At 31.9% G+C, this 14317-nt stretch carries 15 protein-coding genes; 13 read left to right on the forward strand and 2 right to left on the reverse strand.

Features of this window, described 5'->3' with window-relative positions; translation table 11 throughout:
• The first annotated feature begins 72 nt into the window (after positions 1-72).
• The 8 genes from AC0L3Q_RS24400 (at position 73) to yidD (ending at position 5363) form a co-directional block, all read left to right on the forward strand.
• A complete protein-coding gene (locus AC0L3Q_RS24400) occupies positions 73-201 on the forward strand; it encodes a hypothetical protein (protein WP_473283754.1) in 129 nt (42 codons plus the stop codon).
• Between the two features lie 48 nt (positions 202-249).
• The gene (locus tag AC0L3Q_RS24405) at positions 250-2214 is read left to right on the forward strand and encodes a tetratricopeptide repeat-containing sensor histidine kinase (RefSeq protein WP_473283757.1); all 1965 of its coding nucleotides are present in this window, start codon (positions 250-252) and stop codon (positions 2212-2214) included.
• A 12-nt stretch (positions 2215-2226) separates the two neighbouring features.
• A complete protein-coding gene (locus AC0L3Q_RS24410; RefSeq protein WP_473283760.1) occupies positions 2227-2805 on the forward strand; it encodes a response regulator transcription factor in 579 nt (192 codons plus the stop codon).
• Between the two features lie 275 nt (positions 2806-3080).
• On the forward strand, positions 3081-3251 hold the full coding sequence (locus AC0L3Q_RS24415) for a YjzC family protein (RefSeq protein ID WP_473283763.1): 171 nt from the start codon (positions 3081-3083) through the stop codon (positions 3249-3251).
• A gap of 113 nt (positions 3252-3364) precedes the next feature.
• Entirely contained in the window at positions 3365-4489 is a 1125-nt protein-coding gene (locus AC0L3Q_RS24420; RefSeq protein WP_473283766.1) for a hypothetical protein, read from the forward strand.
• A 71-nt stretch (positions 4490-4560) separates the two neighbouring features.
• Positions 4561-4731, forward strand: coding sequence for a hypothetical protein (locus AC0L3Q_RS24425; protein ID WP_473283769.1), 171 nt, complete (start codon positions 4561-4563; stop codon positions 4729-4731).
• A 108-nt stretch (positions 4732-4839) separates the two neighbouring features.
• Positions 4840-5079 (forward strand): hypothetical protein, encoded by a 240-nt coding sequence (locus AC0L3Q_RS24430; RefSeq protein WP_473283771.1) that lies wholly within the window; start codon positions 4840-4842, stop codon positions 5077-5079.
• The gene (gene yidD / locus AC0L3Q_RS24435; RefSeq protein WP_473283774.1) at positions 5076-5363 is read left to right on the forward strand and encodes a membrane protein insertion efficiency factor YidD; all 288 of its coding nucleotides are present in this window, start codon (positions 5076-5078) and stop codon (positions 5361-5363) included. Before AC0L3Q_RS24430 ends, yidD begins: the two co-directional genes overlap by 4 nt.
• A gap of 480 nt (positions 5364-5843) precedes the next feature.
• Here yidD and AC0L3Q_RS24440 read toward each other — a convergent pair whose 3' ends face one another.
• The gene (locus tag AC0L3Q_RS24440; protein ID WP_473283777.1) at positions 5844-6125 is read right to left on the reverse strand and encodes a hypothetical protein; all 282 of its coding nucleotides are present in this window, start codon (positions 6123-6125) and stop codon (positions 5844-5846) included.
• A 95-nt stretch (positions 6126-6220) separates the two neighbouring features.
• The gene (locus AC0L3Q_RS24445; RefSeq protein WP_473283780.1) at positions 6221-6655 is read right to left on the reverse strand and encodes an exonuclease/endonuclease/phosphatase family protein; all 435 of its coding nucleotides are present in this window, start codon (positions 6653-6655) and stop codon (positions 6221-6223) included.
• 424 nt (positions 6656-7079) lie between these two features.
• Between AC0L3Q_RS24445 and AC0L3Q_RS24450 the strand changes: the two genes are divergently transcribed.
• The 5 genes from AC0L3Q_RS24450 to AC0L3Q_RS24470 all read left to right on the forward strand — a co-directional run bounded on the left by AC0L3Q_RS24450 (position 7080) and on the right by AC0L3Q_RS24470 (position 14286).
• Positions 7080-7325 carry a hypothetical protein gene (locus tag AC0L3Q_RS24450; protein WP_473283782.1) on the forward strand — a complete coding sequence of 82 codons (246 nt, stop codon included), beginning with the start codon at positions 7080-7082 and terminating at the stop codon, positions 7323-7325.
• A gap of 13 nt (positions 7326-7338) precedes the next feature.
• Entirely contained in the window at positions 7339-12369 is a 5031-nt protein-coding gene (locus AC0L3Q_RS24455) for a DUF5724 domain-containing protein (RefSeq protein ID WP_473283785.1), read from the forward strand.
• A 61-nt stretch (positions 12370-12430) separates the two neighbouring features.
• Entirely contained in the window at positions 12431-13471 is a 1041-nt protein-coding gene (locus AC0L3Q_RS24460) for a hypothetical protein (protein ID WP_473283787.1), read from the forward strand.
• Positions 13472-13702: 231 nt separating this feature from the next.
• Positions 13703-14047 carry a helix-turn-helix domain-containing protein gene (locus AC0L3Q_RS24465; RefSeq protein WP_473283790.1) on the forward strand — a complete coding sequence of 115 codons (345 nt, stop codon included), beginning with the start codon at positions 13703-13705 and terminating at the stop codon, positions 14045-14047.
• Entirely contained in the window at positions 14044-14286 is a 243-nt protein-coding gene (locus tag AC0L3Q_RS24470; RefSeq protein ID WP_473283793.1) for a hypothetical protein, read from the forward strand. Before AC0L3Q_RS24465 ends, AC0L3Q_RS24470 begins: the two co-directional genes overlap by 4 nt.
• Positions 14287-14317: the final 31 nt, after the last annotated feature.

The raw sequence follows: 14317 nt of genomic DNA on the forward strand, positions 1-14317 counted from the left end.
GCATCCACTTTGTTTAATGTGAAAATTTTGAAAAAAATGAAAACTTTGTTTTATATAATAATAGCTCTTTTTATGAGCATGAACCTTACTTCTTGCTCTATTGATAATCTGGAAGAATCCGAAGAAGTATATACAAATGTATTAGCTACTGAAGGTGAAGACCCGGAAATCGAAGAAGAAGATGAAGGAGGAGGTCAATAAAATAATCATTTCTTAAATATTGGCTTTTTTTATTTTTAAATTAGAAGGATGAAACAAATTTCTGTTAAATCCTTCTTTTTTATTTTTTGTTTACTTGTAATTCAGATTGCTTCGCCTCAAATAAAAAACAATAAAAGCCAACTAAAAGAATCACTAGGTAATCTTCAAAATTACTACAACGCTAGCAATAATACATCTTTAACGATTTCTGATAGATTGAAGAATTTAGACAAATATCTTAACGGTGTTTATTGTTATAGACAGGACTCATTAATTTATAAAGGATTACTGCAAAAAACTTGGTTATTAGGTAAAGCACAAATGTATGATAGTGCAATTGTATATTCATACCAATTATATGATTTGTCAGAAAAAAATCACGATAGTTTATATGTTAAAAAAGCATTAACTAAGCTAGGAATATATCATAAAAATAACAATCAACTAACCGAAGCATTTAAATATCATGATGAAGCTTTTAAATTATCTAGAAAAATTAAAGATAGTGCCTCTGCTGGCAATAGTTTACTGTATATGGCAAACATCCAAAAGGGTTTAGGTGACTTCATAGGAAGTAAAACGACTGCAATTGATGGATTAAAATATTTGAAAAATAGCTCAGAACTAAAAAAACTGTCTGGGCTATATCTTAATATTTCGATTTCCTATCGTGCTCAAAAAAATTATAAAAAAGCTCTTGAATACAACTCAAAAGCACTAGGTTTAAGAACAGATTCTTTATTAATTCATAAGATTGGAAAGAATAATTTTCTAAAGTTAAAGAATTCAAGGGCTAATATTTTAGCAGATCAGAAAAAATACAATGAATCAATCTCTGTTCTTTATCAACTGTTGTCGGATTCTATTGTGTTAAAAAGTAAAAAAGAATATGCTCGAGTACTTAGTAATTTAGGTCATATAAAGTGGCTTGAAAACAGAAATAATACTCAGTCCGATTCCTTATTAAAAAAAGCATTATCTATTAGGGAAGGTCTTAATGATGTACAAGGACTAATTGCAAGTAATATTCATCTTACAAAATATTATTTTAATATTGATAAAGAAAAGTCGTTGCTATATGCTGAAAATGCTTATCAAAATGCCAAAAAAAGAAATAGTATGACTGCCATTCTAGAGGCATTAGGTTTTGTTTTCCAGTTAAAAGAAAATACTAATCAAGAAGCTAAAGTTTATCATAAAGTAAATGAAAAACTAAAGCGAATTAATCAAAGTAACAAAGAAGTATATGCTGTTACTAAATATGAGAATGAAAAACTCAGCGAGGAAAATTCTAAAAAAGAATCAGAGATCTTAAAGCAAAAAAATAAAAATATACAATACAGTTTTGGTATTACAGTTTTAATAATAGGAATCATATTTGTTTTGTATTTTTCAATACAACGTATTAGACGTAGTCAGCAAGAAGCGAAAATTAAGGTAGTTGAAACTGCTTATGAGGTGGAGACTCAAATTTCTAAAACAATCCATGACGACCTTGGCAATAATGTATTCCAGGTTATGATGCAGGTTAAAAATGATCCCACAGACCCTATAATTCTCAAAAAATTAAACGAAATTTATGATAAAGCACGAGATATCTCACAAGAATATAGTGGGTTTGACATAGAAGGGGAATACGATATTCAACTCTATAGTATGCTTGATAGTTTTAATTCTGATCATACTAGATTAGTACTAAGAAACTTTTATGCTGTTAATTGGCAAAAAATGAGCAAAGCCATTAAGATCACATTATATCAGGTTTTACAGGAATTAATGGTTAATATGGAAAAACATAGTGAAGCAACGCTTGTGGGTATTACATTTACTCAACAAGCAAATAAACTTACCATTGCATATTCAGATAATGGTATTGGGGCTTCTAAAAAAAGTATGGAGCATAAAAATGGACTTCGGAATACGGAAAAGCGTATTCGAGCCATTAACGGAACAATTATATTTGATTTAGAAAACGAAAATGGCTTCAAAGTCAAAATACAGATTTTGAGTTAAAAAGAATATAATATGTTCAAAAAAATATTAATTGCAGAGGATTATGAGTTTGCCAATCAAGGTATAGTCAATCACCTAAAAGAAAAGATAGGTATTCCAAATATTTGTGATACTCAATATTGTTATGATGCATATCTCAAATTTAGGAAAGCACATCAGGATGATCAGCCTTTTGAATTGTTGATCACCGACCTCTCATTCAAAAAAGACCATCGAGAAAGAAACCCTAAAAATGGAATAGAACTTATTGATGCGATCAAAAAAATACAGCCAAGTATTAAAACCATAGTTTATTCCCAAGAAACTAAACCCGATAAAGTTAGTACACTTTTTGATAAGCAGGAAATAAACGGTTATGTATGCAAAGGTCAAGATTCTATAAAACAATTAACATCAGCCCTTCAACAAGTATATTTAGACAACATCTACATTCCTTCTGAACTAGCAGGTAAATTGAATAAAAATAACACTATCAACCTTGATGATTTTGACATTCTTATTTTAAAAGAATTAGCAAATGGGCTTACTAAAAAGGAAATTTCAAAGAAATTAAAGCAGCAAAAAAGTCTCCCAATAGTGAAAGCACTATAGATAAAAAAGTAGGAAAGTTATTTGATGATTTTAAAGCAAAAAACACAACTCACTTAATTGCCATAGTCAAAGATCTTGGTTTTTTATAATAAAAACTGAAAAAGATATCGTAATTCAAATTAAAAAGATAATTAACACCTCATATAGTAAAATGTGAGGTGTTATTATTTTAATTACCTATCATTTGTAAAACTTTTCTTCCTTACGAATATTCGTAAGGAATTGTAATGCAACGGTTTTAAGTTTGAAACATAATAACTTTAAAATTTAAAATTATGGCAAAAGTACCGTTAGGAACAACAAGAAAGACAGGAGAAAAATGTCCAGAATCAGGAGTATGGGAATCTCAAAGTAATCCATCTACAACAATCCCTTTAACCGAAGGAGAAACCTTTCCTCCTTATGATAACAAAAGTGTTGTTTGGAAGTTAATCGCTTATGCGTAGACCTAAAATCATCAATTAATTAGCGATTAACCATTTATTGAGTTTAGCTTGTTCTTGCAACAAGCTAAACTCTTGAAACACCTTAATCTTAAAATCTACATTAAAAACAATAGATGAAAAAAACTATATTTTTATTATTCTTATTAAAAGCTATTTCTGTTTATAATCAAGAGACTCCCATCCGTATAACAACTGAAACAGTTAAACTTTCCTTCGATCAAACAAAAGAAATCTACTACAGTTTTACGAAAGGGGACGAAATCATTTTTGATTTTGAAATGATTAAAGGAAAACACCTTAAAGAGCTTGAAATTGTATCATTACCAAATCAAACTCTATTTTCAGAATACAAAATGACGAGGTTAAATAATAAGCGAATCGTAATAAAAAATAAAGGCGTTTACAAGTTTCGATTTTATAATAGTTCTTTGACGAATAGAATTTTTAAGTATTCTATCAAAAGAGTTCCAATAAGCCCTAAAACCAAAAACTTTAATACTAATTGGAAATGGAGGACTATCCGTGACACCACATATACAAGGTATCAAGAAGATAGCCTTGTTGGTTACATCCCTAAAATTATAAAGAAAACTAAAAAACAATTAGTCAAGATTGATACAATTTTTACCAATTTATTATCCAAGAGTGAACGTGTACATTCAGAAACAGCAATAGGTAAATTCCAATATTCCCATATCAATGTGTACCTCCCCAAAAACAAATATATTCCTAATGCTCAGCATCCTTATGAGTCTATAGAAGTAATAGCCTGGTCACATTGGTTAGGTGTTGGGCAACAAGCTAAGCAAGATTATAACGCTGTAAATGATAATATATCTGAAGGTCTAAATATTTTAGGGGTAGTGACGGGTTATGAAGCTTTGTCTAAATTAGCAATAACTGGAATTTCTTTATTTAGCAATACAAATTTAGGAGATAATGTTCATTACAAATTCATGACACAAAAAAATGATGATATCTATGTGTTTAACAATGGTAATGGAACTTCAGATTCTGGAAGAAATATCGAATTACTACAAGGAGGTTTTACAATTGAATTATACAATGATAATTTTACCAAAGGCATTGATGTTGATATCAAAATCATAGTTGCTCAAATTCATAAAGTATGGAAAGATATACCTTATGAAGAAGAAATACGGGAACCAAAGTTTGTTACATTAGATAAAATTAGAATGAATGTTTCGGAAAATAAAATTAGGGTTCCTGTTGAATAAATCTCTTCTTCAAATAAATAGCATAAAGTCTATACTCGTACTGTTTTCTTTAATGTTAGTGGGGTATCAAAATGATCCTAAGGTTTACATATGTAGAGGGAAAAATAGCAAAAGATATCATTATAGAAAGGATTGTAGAGGATTATCCAGATGCTCTACCAAAATTTATGAAGTTTCCATATCAAAAGCCAGGGAAATGGGTAGAACTCTTTGTGGCTGGGAGGACTAATACTTCTAATTAGTTATGAAAAGAGCAGTTTTATATTGCTCTTTTTTTTAGTGATTACGAATTTACGTAATAGATTGATTTGCTTACTTCTTAGCTTTGATTATAACTAAAATAATCAACTATGGAATATAAAGTAATCCCATTTGTGGCATCTGTAACTCAAAATAAAGTTGCCTCAAAACAAGTTGCAGAACAATTAGAAGAAATTATTAAATATCACTCAAATTATGGTTGGAAATACATTCGATTAGAGAGTGTGACCACATTTGTACAACCCGAAAGTGGATGTTTTGGATTTGGCGGAAGACCCGGTTATACAACCTCTAGACAAATGGTAGTTTTTTCTAAAATAAAAGAATGAGAATTTTCCTTTTAACCATTATTCAAATGTATTGGGTGCTCATTCCTAAATCAAAACGAAGAAAATGTATTTTTAAAAAAAGTTGTTCTCATTATGTCTTTGATATCACTAAAGAAAAAGGTCTTAGCAAGGGTATTATAGCTTTACGTTATAGATACAAAAACTGTAGACCTGGTTACAATATCATCTATATCAATAATACAAAAATGTTGATTTCTGCTAACAATGAATTATTCCCTTGTACAGAAATCGCAACTAGAATCTTAAAATCTAAACACTTATGAATACCAATAACGAAAACAGCATATTTATAAAGCTATTGTTGTTCAGTCTAATTACCCTGTCAATTATACGTTGTAACTCAAAATTTTTAAAATATGAATTTACTCCTTATAAAAAGCCCCTTCAGAAAAAACAGATTTAGAAAAAATCATTTTTTTAGAAACCCCAGTTAATATGAAGGGTTATGTTAACTCAAATATCAAAGGGAATTATCCCCTCAAAGATGTTATACCATTTCTAATTACAGATCTATACTGTTAATAATAAACCAAGGAAACATATACAAGGTAAAGAACTGTTTCATGATCAACTAGGAAGAGGAACTATTTTAGGAGGAAGGTCATCAAAACTTCAAAATATATTTGGACATGTTATTGATGCTGTAACAGAAAACTCAGTAAATATGTTGGTATCAGATTGCATTCCTGATTAGGGAAAAGATGATAAATCGAAAAATAAGAAGGGGTTTTTAAGATTCTAAATCATTCTTTTAATTGAAATTCTAAGTAAACTGGCAAATGATCTGAAAGCTTCCTAGCTTCATTAAGATGATCACATAGCTTTACAAAATCAATAACTTTTCCTTTAATTTTTAAAATTTTCTCGGAATAAAAAATATTGTCAATAGCATAATTAAGGTAGTTACCCCCCGTACAAGACCACTTTAAAGTAGTCTTTGTATCCTGCACCGTCGATTTAAACCCTTTATTTTTTAGCGATAAAAATACATTGTGATTTTCATTAGTATTAAAATCACCTGTCAAAATAAGAGGTGTTTGTAATGAATCTATTATATATGTTGATAAATTTTTAATTTCAGGTTTAGGATCTTTTTTAAAAGGACGTGAATGAAAATTAATTATCGTAATTTTTTTCGGTTAATATAAAAATCAATTAATAGTGGCTCTCTATCAAGCTCTGTATCTAGTTCCTTTAATAATCTTCCTCTATTTTTAATTTTAATATACTTCGTCTTCCAAATAAATGCATATCGTTCTGTCATATAGGGAGGACTATTTGTAGGATCACTTATTATATAGTCCCATTTGTCACCTTTTCTATTCAATATATCACTTAACCTTGCAACAGCTTGCGCTCCACCATAACCTGCTACAACTTCTTGAATAGCCACAATATCAACATGCCTAATTACATCGGCTATTTGCTCTAACTCCTCGGTATTTTTTGTCTGTCCTAAATCTCTAATGTTCCATGAAACAAGTTTGATTGTGTCAATTTGGGATAGTAAAACATTCTGTACAAAAAGAAGAAATATGAGTATTATCTTATTCATTTACTATGGTCTTAGAAGGTTACTCTCAAATTTATTAAAAAAGACTCCTAAGCCATTGAGAATTTCTGTAATACTCCAAAAAAGGTAACATTTCATCTTTTCTTGACACTTACTATTTGTAGTCAAGAACAAAAAAACATACAGAAACAATCTCAACAATTTCAATATTGAGCTCGGGAATAGAATAATTTTTAATAAAAATAAGTTTGTAGATCAAAATTCTCTAGTTTTATGAGGACAAATAGCATAATGAAATGCAAGAACTTACCATCCGCCTGAAACGCCTAGGAAAAAAGAAAATATACACAACTAACATCTCAATAATGGGTGCCATTAATACCTTGCAAGATTTGATAACGGCCTTTGTGAAAAGTGAAGTTAATCGCTTCAACAAAGAAAGAGAGCACAATCATTTACTCCCTTTTTGATACCATCTGAGATCCAAGAACAATCTGAAACCGGGAAAATAGGTTTTGGCGAAATACATAACCTCGACAAGGCAAGTGTCGAACAAAGTATCGAAATAGCACTACAAGGATATAAAGATGGACAGTTTTTAGTATTTATTGATGATCAAGAGATCCAATCACTGGATAATCCTATTATACTCAGCCCCGATAGCACCATTACTTTTTTAAGAATGACATTTTTAACAGGCACTTATTGGTAAAACACGAAAAAATATGATAAAAAAGGAGCAAGCCCAAGCTTATATAGAAAGTAAGAAATTACCCAAAGTAAAAATTAGTGATCTTAACAATTTTAGTGAAAAATATAGAATTCTTGGGTTAATGATAACCCAATTACATGAAAAGTATAAAAGAAGCTATTATTCATATAAGATCAATGCCAAACCCTTTACTGAACAATTCGGGAAGGACCCTCTTGTAAATCCATGGAAAAAATCCGAAGGTAAAAAACTAGCTAAACTTCTTTTTGGAGAAGTACAAGCAGATTTTATCGACCAAATTTGGGATTTAATCCTTATCGCCCCTTATCAAAATAGCTATAATCGAAGGTCATTTCGATCCCAACCGAATGAAGTCTATACTGCAAACAAAATAACTTATCTCCAGAATTTATACCAAACAGGAGCTTTAGGATATGCTGGACTTACGATTATTGAGCTTGCCCAATATGATGTATACAATGAAGCCTACTATAGTAATAATGCGTATCTATTTGCCGCAGCTTTAAGTAGCAAAGAACATTCAGAAAATCTGTATATCTTCATCCGAGATATCTTTCAGGGAGAAGACGAGATAGGAGGCGTAACAAGGGCATTGGTAAAAGGATTATTATTAACTAATAGTCTAAAAAATTGGAAACTGCTAGAAGATCTTTTACTTGCTGCACAGCGACAAGAAGGGTTACGACAAACTATATTAGAATCACTTGATGAAACCTCGGTTGGAGCACTTCGGTATTTTATAAAGGTCATCTTAGACCATAACTTAATGCGTTTTAGTAGTGTCATAAGAGCTGTTGACACCTGGTTTGGTTTTGGATGGGAAGCTCCAAAAAGCGCAACCATAAAAAGGGTGTTGGAATTCTGTATTTCATTCTTTGAAGACAAATCATTAGTTGAAAATGCCTTAGAAAGCGAAGATAATCTTGAAGTATATGTTGCATTGTGGTGTATTGGATTAGAAGATGTGGATCAAGCTAATTTAAAAGCCATTGACCTTATTAATACCGGTAAAAAGGACAAGAAAATCCTTGCATGCATGTTCATCACACAAACAGAAAGGACACACCACAAGATTTGGGATTGGATTAATCCTAATTTTGGAAAAGACCTCGAGATTGACTTTTGGATATTACAAACAGTTCCTCAGAGTCCTAGTATAGATGACCAGTTATTTAAAAAAATTAAACAATACGGCGATGATTTGCCTACAAAGGGAAAATCTATACAAGGTCAAATTTTCTCTTGGGTATCATATACTATCAAATCAGACTTTTTTTATGATTTTCTGGTAGAATATGCTAATAAAGAACAAACAAAGTTGTTGGCAGAGGATATTAGCAAGATCCCTTCAGAAAAAAGACAAACATTTCTTAATAAGATCTTCCCAGATCACTATACCTGGTCCTATAATTACCGAAATAATAAAAAACCACCTAAGATTGATCTTAAAAAAGAACCCTGGAAAAGAGATTTGGTTTATCAAGCCATCAAAGACAGAAATGAATCTGTTATGGGAACAGGTATTCGCCTTTTTGAATCCATGGATTTGAATGCTGATGATATGCATGTATTAGAAGATCTACTATCCAGAAAAAGTAAAATATTGCGAGAAAGTATTATTCGTTTAGTACTACAACAAAATCAGCACAAAATACAAAATACCACTACTACCCTTATCGATTCTTCTAAAATCGACCAGCGCTTGGCCGCATTAGAGATTTTGACGGTGTTGCATGATGGGAATCGCATGTCAGAATTCGTGACTGACAAAATAAACACCTATCAGAAAAAGCCCAAACTTTCTAAAAACGAACAGGTTTTCCTGGACAAGTTTACTAAAAACAATCAAGAATTCTCTTTTGAAAATGGGTTTGGTGCTGTGGATTATAAGAATTTAAAACCTCTGGTCACTCCTAAGATTATTTTTGAAAATGGCAAAAAATCCCTCCTATCAAGTGTCGTTTCAAAACTATCTCAAAAACAAGGATTTCTCTTTGCAGACTTAATCGATGATAAAAAATTGGTGAACGCCATAAACGACCTTGTTGATATATTCACAAATCATCAAAACTTTGAATATGAGGCTGTATATTCAAGTGGTGTAAAAGAAACTGTACTTCTAGGGAACACAATTAGTTTAATGAATATTGAAGCCTATGAGATGGATCCAAAAGAAAAGATCAAGTATGTTCCATTGACTGATGTTTGGAAAAAATGGTACGAGCAATCTCGCCTCAATGATTTTGAAATGCTTGCTATGATTCATTATTGTTATCACTTTCCGGAAACTTTTACCAGACACAATCACTTTATTCCGTTTGTAAAACAATATATTCCCGATCTCAAAGGGTTAAAACTTGACAATACATGGAAATGGGATAGCATCAATAAAAAAATCCATAGAATATTAAGTTTTTTGTATGATGCCTATATCGATCACAATACCATCATCCAATTCAAAATTGATGTATTGGAAGATATGATTGCCCGAATGTCTGATCAATTAAAGACCAAAATTGTTCATAAAGATCACTGGAATCAGGAAGTGACCCATTGGTGTGATATTGTTGAGAATTTAGGTATGGGTGTATCAGCAATTGATTTGGAATTATTAGGGCAAGAGGTAAATAAAAAATTAATGGAGAGGTTCTGGGATTTAAGGATGTACTTATTGGCAAGTAAGTTAATACATCCAAAAACTCCAGAAAATATGGAAGCTATTGCTCAAATCAACCCACATGCAATAAAACCGACTCCACCCCCTGTATGGGTCACGGTAGATTTGTTTAAAAAAGGATTCCTTAATGAAGATGATCTTAAATATCAAATTTTGGTAAATCCAGAACTCTTTAGGGCATTAGATGGTAGTTTTGATTACAGGACAAAAATGTTGGAACAAGAAGAATTGCCAACAAGATTGATTGATGAAATCAAACAAAACCTTTTGAATATTGAGTTAGAACGTGGAGATCTTCCAACTGAGGCTTCCTCCTATATGGACCATTTTAGAAAAGTAGAGGGAAGTTCGTATCTGTTTAAGCTTTTGGGAAGATTAGGAAAAGAAACATTCCATAGAGGGTACTTCTGGAGCGGAAATGACTCCCGAAAAAATACATTTAGCAGCCTGATTAAAAAGTGTATTCCTAATGAAACCGAGGAAATTTCAGATTTCCTTTCGCTAGCTAAAGAATCCAAAATATCTAAAAAAAGATGGATTGAAACGGCGCTATACGCACCACAATGGGCTAATTGGATAGAAGAACATTTAGGAATTAAAAAATTAGAAGATGCTATATGGTGGTTCCATGCCCATGCTGCGGATTACATGAATGCCGAGAAAGAAACCTTGATCTCAAGATACTCCAATGTAGAACGAATGGATTTTGCCAAAGGTGCCATAGATATTAATTGGTTTCACGATGTATATCCAGGAGTTGGCAAACAAAACTGGAAACTCTTACACGATGCTGCAAAATACATTTCCGATGGTAATGGACACCGCTTAGTAAAATTATACTCCGGTGTAATGCTAGGAGAAGTAAAGATTCGAGAAACTCTTGCAAAAATAAATGAGAAAAGGGATAAAGATTATGTTAGAGCTCTTGGATTAATTCCATTAAGTAAAGCAAATCCACAAAAAGACCTACTTAACCGATATAATATCTTACAGGAATTCTTAAAGGAAAGCAAGCAATTTGGTGCTCAGAGACAGGAAAGTGAAAAAAATGCAGTAAGTATTGCCTTGGATAACTTAGCCCGTAATGCAGGATATGATGATAGTATTCGATTTTCCTGGGCGATGGAAGGACAAGCCACCCAAAAAATCATGGAAAAGGCAGTCTTAGAAATTGATAATGTAATCCTTGAGCTTGTTGTAGATGAACATGGAAAAGCAGATATTAAAATAACTAAGGATGGAAAAACTCAAAAGTCCATCCCCGCAAAATATAAGAAAGACAAAAGAGTAGTTGAACTACAAAAGAACAAGACCTATTTAAAAAAGCAATATTCCAGAACACGAGTTTCTTTGGAAAATGCAATGTTACAGGAAGAAGAATTTGGTACTAAGGAAATTGTAAATATTATGTTTCATCCTGTTGTAAAGTCGATGTTGTCTAAACTGGTCTTATTTGATAAAAAGAATAAGAAGTCCGGATTTTGGAAAGAAGGTTATTTAGAAGATCTGGATGGTAAAAAGATTGAAGTTAAAAGTGATAATACTTTTGTCATTGCACACCCTTCACATTTATATGAAAATGTTGAATGGGATTTATACCAGAAACATGCTTTTGATCATAAACTAATTCAACCATTCAAACAGATTTTTAGGGAGTTGTATATAATAACTCAAAATGAGATCGAGACAGCTACTCGGTCCGAAAGATATCAAGGACATCAAATTCAGCCTAAAAAGACAATTGCATTACTAAGATCAAGAGGATGGACAGTAAGTCATGAAGAAGGATTGCAAAAGGTATATCATAAAAAGGGATATATCGCAACTATGTTTGCCATGGCAGATTGGTTTTCTCCGGCTGATATTGAAACTCCTACGTTAGAGTATATCAGTTTTTATTCTCGAAAAGATTACAAGCCAATTCCTCTAAAAGAAATTGATCCCGTTACTTTTAGTGAAGTAATGCGGGATATTGACTTAGTGGTAAGTGTGGCTCATGTTGGTGGGGTGGATCCTGAAGCAAGCCATTCAACCATGGAAATGCGTGCAGCACTGACCAGAGAAACTGCGAGATTGTTCAAAGCTGATAATGTTGCTGTAAAAGAACGTCATATTATTGTAAATGGAAAACTCGCTAATTACAGTATTCATTTGGGAAGTGGTTTGGTAAGTAAAAATGGCCTGAAGTTATCTATCATACCAGTTCATAGTCAGCATAGGGGTAGATTATTTTTACCTTTTATAGATGATGATCCAAAATCAGCTGAAATTATTTCTAAAATGAAGCTATTATCTGAAGATGATAAAATAAAAGACCCAACTATTTTGGCACAGATCAATAGTTAGAAATAGGAAAAAAATTTATTTTTCTTTACTATTGAAATACAATTGGGAAATCGCGTAGATAATGAATATAGATCATCTTGACCATTTTGATATCGAATTATCGGATATCTGGAGGTATGAGCTTGAACTCATAAAACAAGAGTTAAAAATCACAAAAAGAGAAAAATATATCAGGGAAGAATATGAGCATTTATTCCATTTGTATGAAAACACGCGCTCAATATGTATACAATACGGCACAAGTTATTTAACCAAGAAACCGAATGATGGTGTTTATTTAAATTTTCAAAACATCTATAAAAACAAGAAAAAACTTAAGGATAAAATAGAACTTGGTTTCTTTGATTTTAAAGGTGCTTTATATTACCTAAACCAAAAGGTGCTGATCCCAAATAATGATGATTCTTATGACTACTGGTTTGCACTCAAATTAAGTCAATTCGATGCCGCTCTCAAGTATATTGATAATTTTTTAGAATATCATTTGAAAGAGACTTTCAAAAATAATCTTCCGGAATATGCTAACTTTCTAACTTTGATGATAAGGCAATATAAAGATCTGCTATTGACTAAAAAAGTAGCTCTAACTGCATTAGAATATGTTGATTTCTTATCGGAAGAATTAGAAACCAATGTATCAAATCATAAAGATGAAAAAATTAAAACCACTACATCAAAAAACAAGAATAAGGATAGGAGCAACATTTCAAATTCTTATACTCTTATAGGCTCTAAATCAGATCCCCTCTTCTTTAATAGAAACAATCCAAAGTTTTTGGATATATTCCATAAGTTATTGGACAGCAAGTATATTCATACCAATACTTCGTACACTCAATTTAAAAAAGTATTCTCTGGAGAAGTTATACTGCCAGAAAACCGTATTCATTGGATTGCAAAACAAGTAGACTTAAAAGCCTTTATCGTCACCCTTTGTGATCAACATAAAATAGAAAAACCGTATTCAGGAATATGGAAACTTACTGCTGCCTGTTTTATAGACAAAAACAAAAAAGATTTTAATCCCAGGAACTTAGGAAATAGTATCCCATCAGAAGATACAAAAAGGGAATTCAGGAAAATTGTCGCCTTGTTTCCATAAATACAAAAAGTATTACCATTATACTTCATGCATGGTTGTAACTTTTTAGGGGTAGCATAACCCTCAAAGCGCTCATGCTTTCAGCATTTAACATATCCATGCAACATGCATGCTATGCAACGCCTTGTCATCCTTCTTTTTGCTTTGATATCTTCTGTTATTTAGCACCAGATATCTAGTAAAAACAAAGCATTGCGCAATGCTCATTATAAATCACAAAAAAAGTAGATAATGAGCAATTTATTAAAACCCTTGTATGCTCTTACCGTAGAAGAGTTTACTGAACTAAACCGACAAATTGTAAAAAGAGAAGTACAAAATGCCTTATTACATCAAGGAGTAGGTAAACCCAAGGCTGATCAGGATATCATCTTTATCGATGAAGCTTGCGCCCTGGTTGGATATAGCAAACCAACGATGTATTCCAAGATCAGTCGCTATGAAATACCCACACTCTCTCGTGGAAAACCACTTACCTTTTCTAAAAAAGCATTGATCCAGTGGATTCATGATGGGAAACCTGCTGTTGCCGATGAACTAGAAGCCTCTAACTATTTAAAATCGCCCAGGTCATGAAAAATCCAAATGAGTTAATCAATCCAGGGGCTTTGTTTTTAAGCATCAGTGAGGTAGGGAAACTCTTTAGTCCACCTATCTCTAGACAAAAATTGGGTAGACTTCAAAAATCCGGGAAACTACCATTAGTGCCCATAAGAATTGAGGGTAGTATTTTTTACTACAAACCTTATGTTATCCTACTGATCCTTCAACTCTGTGAAAAAGATATGAATTATGATCTAGATACTGCGCTATAACCCTTGTCAAAACCTGTCCGCCTAAGAAAGG

The sequence above is a fragment of the Aquimarina sp. KJ22-3 genome (assembly GCF_055808215.1).

Excerpts from the sequence above, each read along its gene's own strand:
- AC0L3Q_RS24400 (WP_473283754.1), top strand. The coding sequence starts at position 73 with ATGAGCATGAACCTTACTTCTTGCTCTATTGATAATCTGGAAGAATCC.
- AC0L3Q_RS24405 (WP_473283757.1), top strand. The coding sequence starts at position 250 with ATGAAACAAATTTCTGTTAAATCCTTCTTTTTTATTTTTTGTTTACTT.
- AC0L3Q_RS24410 (WP_473283760.1), top strand. The coding sequence starts at position 2,227 with ATGTTCAAAAAAATATTAATTGCAGAGGATTATGAGTTTGCCAATCAA.
- AC0L3Q_RS24415 (WP_473283763.1), top strand. The coding sequence starts at position 3,081 with ATGGCAAAAGTACCGTTAGGAACAACAAGAAAGACAGGAGAAAAATGT.
- AC0L3Q_RS24420 (WP_473283766.1), top strand. The coding sequence starts at position 3,365 with ATGAAAAAAACTATATTTTTATTATTCTTATTAAAAGCTATTTCTGTT.
- AC0L3Q_RS24425 (WP_473283769.1), top strand. The coding sequence starts at position 4,561 with ATGATCCTAAGGTTTACATATGTAGAGGGAAAAATAGCAAAAGATATC.
- AC0L3Q_RS24430 (WP_473283771.1), top strand. The coding sequence starts at position 4,840 with ATGGAATATAAAGTAATCCCATTTGTGGCATCTGTAACTCAAAATAAA.
- yidD (WP_473283774.1), top strand. The coding sequence starts at position 5,076 with ATGAGAATTTTCCTTTTAACCATTATTCAAATGTATTGGGTGCTCATT.
- AC0L3Q_RS24445 (WP_473283780.1), bottom strand. The coding sequence starts at position 6,655 with ATGAATAAGATAATACTCATATTTCTTCTTTTTGTACAGAATGTTTTA.
- AC0L3Q_RS24455 (WP_473283785.1), top strand. The coding sequence starts at position 7,339 with ATGATAAAAAAGGAGCAAGCCCAAGCTTATATAGAAAGTAAGAAATTA.
- AC0L3Q_RS24460 (WP_473283787.1), top strand. The coding sequence starts at position 12,431 with ATGAATATAGATCATCTTGACCATTTTGATATCGAATTATCGGATATC.
- AC0L3Q_RS24465 (WP_473283790.1), top strand. The coding sequence starts at position 13,703 with ATGAGCAATTTATTAAAACCCTTGTATGCTCTTACCGTAGAAGAGTTT.
- AC0L3Q_RS24470 (WP_473283793.1), top strand. The coding sequence starts at position 14,044 with ATGAAAAATCCAAATGAGTTAATCAATCCAGGGGCTTTGTTTTTAAGC.